Annotated in this window: 12 protein-coding genes and 1 tRNA gene; 10 read left to right on the forward strand and 3 right to left on the reverse strand. The window is 59.9% G+C overall.

All coding sequences use genetic code 11. From position 1 onward, the window contains the following. From M3O22_04660 to gap, 3 genes are all read right to left on the reverse strand, one after another. Positions 1–1,405, reverse strand: a 1,405-nt coding sequence (locus M3O22_04660) for an ATP-binding protein (GenBank protein MDP9196050.1), incomplete at its 3' end; no start/stop codon positions are given. Between the two features lie 140 nt (positions 1,406–1,545). Then, on the reverse strand, positions 1,546–2,154 hold the full coding sequence (locus M3O22_04665; GenBank protein MDP9196051.1) for a hypothetical protein: 609 nt from the start codon (positions 2,152–2,154) through the stop codon (positions 1,546–1,548). Between the two features lie 80 nt (positions 2,155–2,234). After that, positions 2,235–3,248, reverse strand: coding sequence for a type I glyceraldehyde-3-phosphate dehydrogenase (gene gap, locus M3O22_04670; GenBank protein ID MDP9196052.1), 1,014 nt, complete (start codon positions 3,246–3,248; stop codon positions 2,235–2,237). 176 nt (positions 3,249–3,424) lie between these two features. On the opposite strand from gap, the gene M3O22_04675 reads away from it, so the two are divergent. The 10 genes from M3O22_04675 to M3O22_04720 all read left to right on the forward strand — a co-directional run. Then, positions 3,425–3,500: transfer RNA gene (locus M3O22_04675), tRNA-Trp, on the forward strand. Positions 3,501–3,545: 45 nt separating this feature from the next. Further along, entirely contained in the window at positions 3,546–3,743 is a 198-nt protein-coding gene (gene secE, locus M3O22_04680; GenBank protein MDP9196053.1) for a preprotein translocase subunit SecE, read from the forward strand. A 3-nt stretch (positions 3,744–3,746) separates the two neighbouring features. Continuing rightward, positions 3,747–4,280: a transcription termination/antitermination protein NusG gene (gene nusG, locus M3O22_04685; GenBank protein ID MDP9196054.1), complete on the forward strand. Its 534-nt coding sequence runs from the start codon at positions 3,747–3,749 to the stop codon at positions 4,278–4,280. 74 nt (positions 4,281–4,354) lie between these two features. Further along, complete coding sequence (gene rplK, locus M3O22_04690; GenBank protein MDP9196055.1) at positions 4,355–4,792, forward strand: 50S ribosomal protein L11; 438 nt, start codon at positions 4,355–4,357, stop codon at positions 4,790–4,792. A 4-nt stretch (positions 4,793–4,796) separates the two neighbouring features. Beyond that, positions 4,797–5,504 (forward strand): 50S ribosomal protein L1, encoded by a 708-nt coding sequence (rplA, locus tag M3O22_04695; protein ID MDP9196056.1) that lies wholly within the window; start codon positions 4,797–4,799, stop codon positions 5,502–5,504. Positions 5,505–5,806: 302 nt separating this feature from the next. Further along, positions 5,807–6,325: a 50S ribosomal protein L10 gene (gene rplJ, locus M3O22_04700; protein ID MDP9196057.1), complete on the forward strand. Its 519-nt coding sequence runs from the start codon at positions 5,807–5,809 to the stop codon at positions 6,323–6,325. A gap of 36 nt (positions 6,326–6,361) precedes the next feature. Continuing rightward, complete coding sequence (rplL, locus tag M3O22_04705; GenBank protein ID MDP9196058.1) at positions 6,362–6,742, forward strand: 50S ribosomal protein L7/L12; 381 nt, start codon at positions 6,362–6,364, stop codon at positions 6,740–6,742. 201 nt (positions 6,743–6,943) lie between these two features. Next, positions 6,944–11,131 carry a DNA-directed RNA polymerase subunit beta gene (gene rpoB / locus M3O22_04710; protein MDP9196059.1) on the forward strand — a complete coding sequence of 1,396 codons (4,188 nt, stop codon included), beginning with the start codon at positions 6,944–6,946 and terminating at the stop codon, positions 11,129–11,131. A gap of 124 nt (positions 11,132–11,255) precedes the next feature. Beyond that, the gene (locus M3O22_04715) at positions 11,256–11,678 is read left to right on the forward strand and encodes a hypothetical protein (GenBank protein ID MDP9196060.1); all 423 of its coding nucleotides are present in this window, start codon (positions 11,256–11,258) and stop codon (positions 11,676–11,678) included. A 30-nt stretch (positions 11,679–11,708) separates the two neighbouring features. Further along, positions 11,709–12,659 (forward strand): DNA-directed RNA polymerase subunit beta' (locus M3O22_04720; protein ID MDP9196061.1); only part of this gene is annotated, 951 nt, incomplete at its 3' end.

Consider the following 12,659-nt stretch of genomic DNA (forward strand, 5'->3'; position numbering starts at 1 on the left):
GGACAATATCCGGCCTGAAGTTTTTTTCATGGATAGCCTCAAGGGCTGCTTCGGCCCGGGATGCGGCCAGGGGAACGGCGCCCCAGTCCTCCAGCATCATCTCCAGCGCCATCAGCTGGATGACGTCATCCTCCACCACCAGGACTTTCTTTCCCGCAAGGCCAGTGCCTGTGCCAGCCGCAATCCGGGGATGGGTGTGGGATACCCCGGCAGACAGGGGAAGGTGAAAACTGAAAACCGTGCCGCGTCCCGCGATACTGGAATCGATCCGCGCATCCAGATCCAGAAGGCGGGAAATACGGCTCACGATGGTCAGGCCCAGGCCGAGGCCTTTGCCGCGGTCTCTCTGGTTGTTGTCCTTCTGCCAGAAATCCTCGAAAACCAGCGCCTGGTCCTGTTCGGGAATGCCCCGGCCCGTGTCGCATACCATGATTTTCAGCCTGTTGCCCCGGGGGCGGCAGCCCACCAAAACCCTGCCCCTGTCCGTATTGTCGATGGCATTTCTGACCAGCTGGTACAGCAGCTTTGCCAGAAGGTCCGGGTCTGTCACCACGTTTCTGCGACAGGGCAGGACCACCAGCTGCAGGCCCTTGGCCCGTGCGGCAGGATCCAGGGCTTCCCGGACCTGCTGCAGGAGATCGCCCACAGGCAGTGTTTTCAGAAGGGGCCTGACCGTATGGCCGTCCAGCGCCGTAACGTCCAGCAGGGCCCCCAGCATCTGTTCTCCGGAGCGGAGGGATTCGCCCAGTTTTGCGGCAAGTTCCTGCTGATCCGGTGTTGTCAGGCGGTTCTGCAGCAGGTGGAGAAACAGCGCCATGGCCTGGAAAGGCTGGCGCAGGTCATGGCTGGCGGCCGTGAAAAACCGGGCCTTTGACTCGCCCAGGGCCATGATTTCCGCCCGGGTCTTTTCAAGGACGGCCATCTGCGCGGCTTCCTCGGACCTGTCGCGGAGCATGCCCCAGAGGCCTGTCACGGCCCCGTTTTCGGTCGCAGGCGCAAGGACCATGGCGTACGTTCTTGTCGTTCTGTTACCGGGAGAGAGGGTGACAGTCTGCCGGACAGTCTCCCCCGTGCGCAGGACCCGCTGTTTCAGATCCGCCAGAAGACGGGCGTCAGCAGGGCTGTAGATATCCGGATCGGTTTTCCCGGAAAGGGACAGGGCCGCGTGCGGATCTGTGCCGGACGGGATGTGGATCCAGGTGTAGCGCAGGCCCCTGTCTTGGCGGAACAGGAGGCCGGCGCACTGCTCCAGGGCAAATGGCAGAAGCCCCGGGGGCTGCAGGGACGCTGCAGGCCCGGAGGATCTGCGGAACCAGGGGAATATCCATGACATGTTACTGCTGTTCCCCGTTGTCAGAAGTGTATTGGCCACTTTCCTGTCACCCCCGCGCAGGCGGGGATCCATACGGTCTTTCAGGCTGAACCATGGTATGGATTCCCACTTTCGCGGGAATGACAAAACAGGGCTATACAAAAGTTATCGTACGGAAGAATAGGGGAACACCCCGAAAGTAACACCTATATCTTTCGGCGGGGGGAGGGCGGTCAGGGAACTGCGCCCTGTGGTGCTGTCACTGGACCGAATTCGCCAAACTGTCCGGCGATACCGCTCATGCGGCAGTACATGGTTCGTCCAAAGAAATTTCCCCATGAAGAGGCAAGCCCAGATTCTGTGCCTTTGTAACCCTTGGCCACGTGATGGGGCGGAAAATTATATTCTCTGCGCCCTTCTGGAGAAAAGGTCGCAAAATCAAAGTCAGTTATGGAAGGTTTACCGTAGCTTCCGAAAAGCGTGTCAGGCTGACGGAATATGACCACATCATAGCGCCCATCCGGATATACCAATCTTATCGAAGGCTTTCCTGTGCTGCTGTGACTGTAATCTACTGTCAGGCCATGTCCCGGATAGTGGTTCTGCAGCAGTGTGGCGGCTTCCGTAGCGCAGGTGCCTGTCTCATACCAGGTCCTCGCGACAGCTGGCCCCCTGGCTACAAGCATAAACAGACCGGCAAGCGTACTTGACAGGTAAAGAAGGTTTCTGATGAGAGGATCCGGCAGCTGTTCTTTGGTCGTACGTCCTGTGTGGGCAGCTTGTGCGGCGGCACCCACGGGCGTGTCAGTCTGCTGCTGTTTGCCAGTGTCCACTTTTTGCATGATCAATCCTTCCCTGCCTGTATATTATCGTTGATAGTAACAGGCAGGAGTGAAAGGATTTCCGGAATCCGCGCCCTTCCTTATCCCGCCTTTGCCATGGCCACGGCGGTGTCGCTCATGCGGGTGGAGAAGCCCCATTCGTTGTCGTACCAGCTCATGACCCGTACAAAGCGGCCGTCGATCACTTTGGTTTCCTTGATGGCGAAGATCGATGAATGCGGGTCATGGTTGAAATCACCCGACACCAGGTCTTCCTCATACCAGGTCAGGATGCCTTTCAGCGGGCCCTTACTGCTGGCATCCTTGATGAGCTGGGCGATTTCTTCAGGTGTTGTGTCCCGCTTTGCCGTGAACTTGAAGTCCACCACGGAAACATTGGGAGTGGGTACGCGCAGGGACGTGCCGTCCAGCTTTCCTTTCAGGTCCGGCAGGACCTTGCCCACGGCCTTGGCCGCGCCGGTGGATGTGGGGATGATGTTCAGCGCCGCGGCGCGTGCCCGGTGCAGGTCCTTGTGCATGGTGTCCACGATGCGCTGGTCGCCGGTGTAGCTGTGGATGGTGGTCATGAAGCCGTGCTCGATGCCGATGCCCCTGTGCAGCACATGCGCCACGGGGGCCAGGCAGTTGGTAGTGCACGAGGCGTTGGAGATGATCTCGTCTTCGGCCGTCAGGGTTTCATTGTTTACGCCGTAAACTATCGTCTTGATGGTCTCGTCCGAGGCAGGGGCAGAAATCAGCACTTTCTTCGCGCCGGCCTCCAGGTGCTTGCCTGCATCATCCCTTTTTGTGAAAACGCCCGAGCACTCCATGGCTACCTGGACGCCCATAGTTCCCCAGGGAAGTTTCGCCGGATCCTTTTCCTGAAGGACCTTGATGGCATGGCCGTTCACCACCATGGTGTCGCCCTTGACCTCGACCGTGCCGGGAAAGCGGCCGTGGACGCTGTCGTATTTCAGCAGGTGGGCGTTGGTGTGGGCGTCGGCCAGATCGTTGATGGCGACAACCTCCACATCCTTGCGGCCGGTCTCATAGACGGACCGCAGGACCAGACGACCGATACGACCGAACCCGTTGATGGCGACCTTGACAGCCATGACTTTCTCCCTGATTTCATGTGGCCCGGTTTTTCTAGTGTTTTTGGGGGGGATTATCAAGTATTCCGCTCCTTTAAATAGCCCCTTGCATCCGGAATTCAAACCCGCTACAACCGCTCACTCGCGCGGAACCGGAAGATTTTGCGCGGTAACCTTGTTTGGGCGGGAAATCGTGCAGGAGTGTAGCTCAACTGGTAGAGCACCGGTCTCCAAAACCGGGGGCTGCGGGTTCGAGTCCCGCCGCTCCTGCCAGTCCGGCGGAATCTTCCTGCGGTATGACAATGCGGGTGCGGGCGTATGGCTGGACAGGGAATAGTTGAATTTGTGCGCGACGTGCGCCGGGAGGCGTCCAGGGTCACCTGGCCGACCCGCCGGGAAACCCTGATTACCACAGGAATGGTCTTCCTGATGGTCATCCTGGCTTCCATTTTTATTCTGGCTGTGGATCAGGTCTTTGCCCTCGCGGTGCGTGCACTTCAGGGAATCGGAGGATAGGCCATGGCCATGCGCTGGTACGTTGTCCATGTTCATTCCGGATTTGAGAAAAGGGTGGCCGAGACGATTCGCGAGACAGCCGCCAAGAAAAAGATGTCCGACAGGTTTGGCGACATCCTGGTGCCGACAGAAACGGTGGCCGAGGTGCGCCGTGGCCAGAAGGTGAATACCGAACGGAAATTCTTCCCCGGCTATGTGCTGGTCAGCATGGACATGTCCGACGAAACCTGGAGCCTGGTCAAGAATACGGCCAAGGTGACGGGCTTTCTGGGCGGCAGCGGCAAGCCCAGCCCGATTTCCGAGGCCGAGGCGGCCCGCATCCGTAACCAGGTGCAGGAAGGGGTCGAGCGTCCCCGCTCCCTCATCACGTACGAGGTGGGCGAGCAGGTCCGCGTCGCCGATGGTCCGTTCACGTCCTTCAACGGCGTTGTGGAAGAAGTGGACGAGGAAAAATCAAGGCTCAAGGTGGCGGTGTCCATCTTTGGCCGGGCCACCCCTGTCGAGCTGGAATTCAGCCAGGTCGAGAAGGTGGCATAACGGCCCCCGGGTGGGGGTCAACAGCGTGGGAGGCCAGCCATGGCCGCACCACGCCCTGATGGAAAGGTGAGAGAATGGCAAAGAAGATTACAGGGTACGTCAAGCTGGAGGTGGAGGCCATGAAGGCCAATCCGGCTCCGCCCATCGGACCGGCGCTGGGTCAGCGCGGTCTGAACATCATGGAATTCTGCAAGGCGTTCAACGCCAGGACACAGGGGCCCGGCTTTGAGCCCGGTATGCCCTGCCCGGTCATCATCACGGTGTACCAGGACCGGACGTTTACCTTTGAGATCAAGGGCCCGCCGGTCAGCTGGCTCCTGAAAAAGGCGGCCAATGTCCAGAAGGGTTCCCAGACCACCGGCAAGGGTGGTCCTGTAGGCAAGGTCAACAAAAAGCAGTTGCGCGAGATTGCAAAGCGCAAGATGGCGGACATGAATGCCACCACGGAAGAGGCGGCAATGATGATGATCGCTGGCACGGCCCGGTCCATGGGCCTGGAAGTGGTGGAGTAAGGCCATGGCAAAACAGGGAAAGCGTTTCAAAAAAGCTCTGGCCGGTGTTGACCGCGCCAAATTCTATACGGTGGCCGAGGCCTTTGCGCTGGTCAAGGACAACGCGAAGGCGAAGTTCAACGAAAGCGTGGACGTGGTTGTGAACCTCGGGATCGACACGAAACAGTCCGACCAGATGGTCCGCGGCATGGTCCAGCTGCCCAACGGAACAGGCCGCACCATACGCGTGGCTGTGTTCGCCAAGGGTGACAAGGCCGAAGATGCGAAGAAGGCCGGGGCTGACCTGGTCGGCGCCGACGATCTGGCCGAGAAGATCCTGGCCGGCGAGATGGGCTTTGACCGTTGCATCGCTACTCCGGACATGATGGGCGTGGTGGGCAAGCTGGGCAAGGTTCTGGGCCCGCGCGGCCTGATGCCAAACCCCAAGCTGGGCACGGTAACGCCCAATGTGGCCGATGCGGTGAAAGCCGCCAAGTCAGGTTCTGTCGAGTTCCGCGCCGAAAAGGCCGGGATCGTCCAGGCCGGGATTGGCAAGGCCAGTTTTACGGCAAAGCAGCTGGAAGAAAACTTTCGCGCCTTCATGGCGGCGGTTGTCCGTGCGCGTCCTGCCGGAGCCAAGGGAACATACGTCAAGAAGATCGGGCTGAGCTCCACCATGGGACCCGGCGTCAAGCTGGATCCGGCGGAAGCATCCAGCGTTTCAGGAGCGTAGGGGGTAAAGGAATTGTGGGCCGGGCCGCAGGGTCTGGTCCACGGAAGAAAGCTGCGGCTTATGCCTCTGGCAAGGGTCGCAGTCCTGTCCGAGACTGCAGGTGCCTTGGCCGGTTTTCCGGCCCGGGCTTAATATCCGGCACAGACGGGGGTGAGAGCATTTATGGATGGGGTCCATCCGGGGCTTGAACTTCTGGGGCAGGCAGGTCGGGTGACAGAGGGGCTGCGGCCCGGATGTCGCCCATGTGCAACCAGGCACAGCAGGCAGTTTGCCGGCTGTGTCACAAGCAACGGAGATGGTCCGTGAACCGAACCGAAAAGGGTCAGGCGATCACCTCGTTGAACCAGAAGTTTCAGGAAGCCAGTCTGCTGGTGATCATCCAGCAGTCCGGGGTTACCGTGGCTGAGGTCACGGGCCTGAGACGCAAGGTGCGCGAGGCAGATGCCGAATTCAAGGTCGCCAAGAACAGGCTGGCCAGAATTGCCCTGAAGGGAACACAGTTCGAGGGCTTGTCCCATCTTTTCAAGGGGCCGACAGCGGTTGCGTTCTCACGCGATCCTGTGGCCGCGGCGAAGGTGCTTGTCGATTATGCAAAAACCAATGAGAAGATCAAAGTTCTCGGTGGCGCGCTGAACGACAAGATTCTGGACAAAAGCGGTATTGAGGCACTGGCAAAACTGCCATCCCTCAACGAACTGCGGGCAAAGCTTCTGGGAATGCTCCAGACACCGGCGACGCGTATCGCCAGTGTCCTGCAGGCGCCCGGCGGCCAGGTGGCCCGTGTCCTTTCAGCGCACGCCGCAAAAGGCGGCGCAGCCTGAATTTCCTGACAACATCCATACATATCGGAGAAAACAATGTCCAAACTCGAAAAACTGGTTGATGAACTGTCCGCCCTGACCGTGATGGAAGCGGCCGAGCTGTCCAAGCTGCTGGAAGGCAAGTGGGGCGTTTCTGCTGCTGCTCCTGTGGCTGTTGCTGCTGCAGGAGGTGGCGGTGGTGGTGGCGGCGCGGCCGCAGAGGAACAGACCGAATTTACGGTCGTCCTGACGGATGGCGGCGACAAGAAAATCAACGTCATCAAGGAAATCCGCGGCATCACGGGCCTGGGCCTGAAGGAAGCCAAGGACCTGGTGGAAGGCGCGCCCAAGACCGTCAAGGAAAGCGTGTCGAAGGACGAAGCCGCCAAGATCAAGAAAGTGCTGGAAGAAAACGGCGCGAAAGTGGAGATCAAGTAATCTCCGTCCCGGTTTCTGTCGGACAGGGGCGGTGGATCTTCGGATCCTCCGCCTCCGCGTCCGCCAGAAGCAGGCGCTGGTTCGCACAGACCTCCTGCTGATTTTTGGCAGGGGGTCTGTCCGTACCACTGCCGCAGGGCCCGGAAGGGCTTTCGGTCTGTGCGGAAAGGGAAGTTTGTCCATCACGTGTCGGGAGCATCCATGACCAGGTCATCCGCAGGACGCAAGAGGATTCGCAAAAGCTTCGGCCGTATCGCCGAGGTGGCGCGCATGCCCAACCTGATTGAGGTTCAGCGCAGCTCCTATGACCAGTTCCTGCAGATGGATGTCCCTCCGGCCAAAAGAGTATCCGTAGGGCTTCAGGAAGTGTTCACGTCCGTTTTCCCCATCCGGGACTTTTCGGACCGCGCTGTTCTGGATTTCGTCCATTACCATCTTGAACACCCCAAATATGACGTGAAGGAATGCCAGCACGGGGGGATGACCTGGGCGGCTTCCCTGCGGGTGGCCCTGCGCCTGTCTGTGTTCGATGTGGACTCCGAAACGGGCCTGCGGTCCATCCGCGACATCAAGGAACAGGACGTCTATGTGGGCGACATGCCCCTGATGACCGAGAACGGAACCTTTATCATCAACGGGACCGAGCGGGTGATCGTGTCCCAGATGCACCGCTCTCCGGGCGTGTTTTTTGACCATGATCAGGGCAAGACGCATTCCTCGGGCAAATACCTGTTTGCGTCCAGGGTCATTCCCTATCGCGGTTCCTGGCTGGATTTCGAGTTCGACGCCAAGGATGTCATCCATGTGCGTATCGACCGGCGCCGCAAGCTTCCGGTCACCACCTTCCTGATGGCCCTGTACAGCGCGGAAACCGAAGCGTATCTGGCCAAATCCGCAAAGGCGAAGAAGGAACCAGAACGTACCCATATCACCGGCATGTCCCGGGAAGAGATCCTGGAAGCCTTTTACGGCACTGTCATGTTTTCCCGCACCAAAAACGGGTGGCAGACGCCTTTTGTTCCGGAAAAGATGAAGGGCATCCGCCTGGCTGCTGACCTGGTCAATGCGAAGACCGGCAAGGTGGTGGCCGAGGCCGGCACGAAAATGACTCCGCGTCTGGCAAAAAAGCTGCAGGACGAGGGACTGGACCAGCAGCTGGTCACCGCGGAAGAGCTGGTTGGACGCTATCTAGCCTCTGACCTCATTAACGAAAAAACCGGCGAGGTTGTGTTTGAGGCGGGCGATGAGCTGTCTGCAGCCAATCTGGAAAAGCTGGAGAAATTCGGGGTGGCAACCCTGCCGCTTCTGGACATCGACCACGTGAACGTGGGCGCCTATATCCGCAATACCCTGGCGGCGGACCGCAACGCCAGCCGCGAGGATGCCCTGACTGATATCTACCGCGTCATGCGTCCGGGTGAGCCTCCGACGCTGGAAACGGCGGAAGCCCTGTTCAGCGGTCTGTTCTTTGATCTGGAGCGCTATGACCTGTCCGCGGTCGGCCGGGTCAAGATGAATGCCCGTCTGGGATTCGAGACCGATGACCAGGTCCGCGTCCTGCGCAAGGAAGACATCCTGGCCATCCTGAAAATCCTGTGCGAGCTGAAAGACGGCCGGGGCGAGGTAGACGACATCGACCATCTGGGCAACCGCCGTGTCCGTTCGGTGGGCGAGCTGATGGAAAACCAGTACCGTCTGGGTCTGGTCCGCATGGAAAAGGCGATCCGCGAGCGCATGAGCTCGGTCGAGATCGAGAGTGCCATGCCCAACGATCTGATCAATGCCAAGCCTGCGGCGGCTGCGGTGCGTGAATTTTTTGGCTCGTCCCAGCTGTCCCAGTTCATGGACCAGACCAATCCGCTGTCTGAAATCACGCACAAGCGCCGCCTGTCAGCCCTCGGGCCGGGCGGTCTTACGCGTGAGCGGGCCGGGTTCGAGGTCCGCGACGTCCATACCACCCACTATGGCCGTATCTGCCCCATCGAGACGCCTGAAGGACCGAACATCGGCCTGATCAATTCGCTGGCCACCTATGCCCGGGTCAACCAGTACGGCTTTATCGAAAGTCCCTACCGCAAGGTGGTGAACGGCAAGGTGACGGATGAGGTGATCTATCTGTCCGCGATGGAAGAGGGGCGTTATGTGATCGCCCAGGCCAACGCGGCCATGAACGCAAAGGGCATCCTGTCCGAGGAGCTTGTCTCCTGCCGCAAGGGCGGGGAGTACCTGATGGTGAAGCCCGACGCGGTGGAGCTGATCGACGTTTCCCCCAAGCAGCTGGTTTCTGTGGCCGCAGCCCTGATTCCCTTCCTGGAAAACGACGACGCCAACCGTGCACTCATGGGCTCAAACATGCAGCGCCAGGCCGTGCCGCTGATCAAGGCGGACGCGCCGCTGGTTGGTACGGGCATGGAAGAAACCGTGGCCCGGGATTCCGGGTCTGCGGTGGCCACCCGCCGGGCCGGTATCGTGGACCAGGTAGATGGTATGCGCATCGTTATCCGGGCGACCGAGGATATCAATCCGGCGGCTCCTGGCGTGGATATCTACAACCTGCGCAAGTTCCAGCGCTCGAACCAGAGCACCTGCATCACCCAGCGTCCCCTGGTCAAGGTCGGGGACATGGTGGAAGCCGGTGAGATCATTGCCGATGGCCCGTCCACAGAGCTGGGCGATCTGGCACTGGGCCGCAACGTGCTGTGTGCGTTCATGCCCTGGAATGGCTACAACTTCGAGGACTCTATCCTGATTTCCGAAAGGATCGTCAGCGAGGACGTCTTTACCTCGATCCACATCGAGGAGTTCGAGGTCATGGCCCGCGATACCAAGCTGGGCCAGGAGGAAATCACCCGCGATATTCCCAATGTGGGTGAGGAAGCCCTGAAGAACCTGGACGAGGCCGGCATCGTCTATATCGGCGCCGAGGTCAATCCGGGCGACATCCTGGTTGGCAAGGTCACGCCCAAGGGCGAGAGCCCCATGACGCCTGAGGAAAAACTCCTGCGTGCCATTTTCGGTGAAAAGGCGTCCGACGTGCGCGACACGTCCCTGCGTCTGCCGCCGGGAGTGACGGGTACGATCGTTGACGTGCGCGTGTTCTCCCGCCGTGGCGTGGACAAGGACGAGCGCGCTGTAGCGATCGAACGGGCCGAGATCGAGCGTCTGGCCAAGGACCGTGACGACGAGAAGGCCATTCTGGAGCGCAGCTATTACGGCCGCCTGAAAGAACTTCTGCTGGGACAGAAATCGGTTAACGGACCGAAAGGACTGAAAAAAGGCACCCTGATCCAGGAAGATGTCCTGGCGGAATTCACACCCGGCCAGTGGCGCCAGATTACTGTGGCCGGAAAGGTCATGGATGCCATCGAGGCCATGGGCAAGGTGTTCGAGGAATCAGTCACAGCCCTGCAGAAGCGCTTTGAGGACAAGGTGGAAAAGCACCAGCGGGGTGACGAGCTGGCCCCCGGTGTCATGAAGATGGTCAAGGTATTCGTGGCGGTAAAGCGCAAGCTTCAGCCCGGGGACAAGATGGCCGGCCGTCACGGCAACAAGTGTGTAGTCTCCCGCATTGTGCCTGTGGAAGACCTGCCGCACCTGGAAGACGGAACGCCGGTGGATATCGTTCTGAACCCGCTGGGCGTGCCGTCCCGCATGAACGTGGGCCAGATCCTGGAGACCCATCTGGGCTGGGCCGCTGCAGGCCTTGGCCGCCAGATCGGTGCCATGCTGGATGAACTCCAGGCTGGCGCCGGCAAAAAGAAAAAATCCTCACCGGATACAGGACAGCTGCGCGACAGGCTGAAGGACATCTATGGTGACAGGGTGTACAAGGCTGAAATCGCGAACCTGGAAGACGAACAGTTCCTGGAGATGTGCGGACATCTGCGGTCCGGTGTTCCTTTTGCCACGCCGGTCTTCGACGGCGCGCGGGAAGAGGACATCGAGGCCATGCTGGACAAGGCCGGCCTGGACCGCTCCGGGCAGGTCACACTCATCGATGGCCGGACGGGCGAGACCTTCGACCGCAAGGTGACTGTGGGCTATATCTACATGCTGAAGCTTCACCATCTTGTGGACGACAAGATCCACGCCCGGTCCGTCGGCCCGTACAGCCTGGTGACGCAGCAGCCCTTGGGCGGCAAGGCCCAGTTCGGCGGACAGCGCTTCGGGGAAATGGAGGTCTGGGCCCTGCAGGCCTATGGTGCCGCCTATACCCTGCAGGAAATGCTGACCGTCAAGTCGGATGACGTCTCGGGCCGCACGAAGGTCTATGACGCCATCGTGCGCGGGGATGACAACTTCGAGGCCGGCATACCGGAATCCTTCAACGTTCTGGTCAAGGAAATGCGTTCCCTGGGCCTGAACGTCGAGCTGGAACAGAAAGACTGAACTATGACCAATGGATGCTTCGGGGGTATAGAAAATCAGGCCTTTTAGCCACTGTACAGGTGCCACAAGCTATTGTAGTCAGGGAAGGTTTACGCCCCACATATAGCTACAGGAGGTACTCTGGATGGCAAAAGGTCGCAGGGAAAATCCAGCCGTGAAACTTGCCCCGGAAGCAGCCCGGGAAGGTGAGCGTCAGGTGCAGGCGGTGCGCCTTCAGGGGACTGGTCCGGGGCAGCCGGGAGAGATCCTGAGTTTCCTGGTGGAGTATAAAGCTGACCCGGTACAGGCGAGGGTGCTGGCTGAAACGCTGGTCAGAGCGGGAGGGGGAGTGGTAGCGGTACAGGTGGTGCGGGGTGTGCAGAGTGAGCAGGATCGTGTGAATGAATTGTACGCCAGGCTTTTGACTGACGTCAAATTGGCAAAACCGGGTGAAACATGCAGTACGCCGTGCTTTGGGCCCTCGGCCGCCGTATCCGCGCTTGAGAGGTTGAAGGAAGAGGGAACTGTGGTGCACATCTGTAAGCCGATGGGACTGGAGCTTAACTAGCCCCGTGTTGTGGGGCTGCAAGGGGGAAGAATGAACGAGTTGATGAACATTTTCGGCCAGGTCCAGGGCACGCAGTCCTTTGACCAGATCCGGATTGCCATTGCCAGCCCGGAGCAGATCCGGTCCTGGTCGTTCGGCGAGATCAAGAAACCGGAAACCATCAACTACCGCACCTTCAAGCCCGAGCGTGAAGGTCTGTTCTGCGCGCGCATCTTTGGTCCCATCAAGGACTATGAGTGCCTGTGCGGCAAGTACAAGCGCATGAAGTACCGCGGCGTCGTGTGCGAAAAGTGCGGCGTCGAGGTGACCCTGTCCAAAGTGCGCCGCGAGCGTATGGGCCATATCGAGCTGGCCTCGCCGGTGGCGCACATCTGGTTCCTGAAAAGCCTGCCGAGCCGTATCGGCACGCTGATGGACATGACCCTGAAATCCCTGGAAAAGGTCCTGTACTTCGAAAGTTTCATCGTCATTGAACCGGGCCTGACATCGCTGAAACTGCACCAGGTCCTGACGGAAGAGGAATACCTGCAGGCCCAGGACGAATTCGGCGAGGATTCGTTCACGGCCTCCATCGGGGCCGAAGCGCTCAAGGTCATGCTGTCCGCCCTGGATCTGGAGCAGGAGCGTACAAACTGCCGCCAGGAACTGCGGGAAACCACGTCCGAAGCCCGGCGCAAGAAACTGGTCAAGCGCCTGAAGGTCATCGAGGCGTTCCTGGAGTCAGGGGCGCGCCCCGAATGGATGGTTCTGGATGTGGTTCCGGTTATTCCGCCGGAACTGCGGCCGCTGGTTCCCCTGGATGGTGGCCGCTTTGCCACGTCGGACCTGAACGACCTGTACCGCCGCGTCATCAACAGGAACAACCGCCTGAAGCGGCTGATGGAGCTGCGCGCGCCGGACATTATCGTCCGCAACGAAAAGCGCATGCTGCAGGAAGCCGTGGACGCCCTGTTCGACAACGGCCGCCGCGGCCGCGTCATC

Source organism: Pseudomonadota bacterium (genome assembly GCA_030775045.1).
Lineage (GTDB): Bacteria > Pseudomonadota > Alphaproteobacteria > JALYJY01 > JALYJY01 > JALYJY01.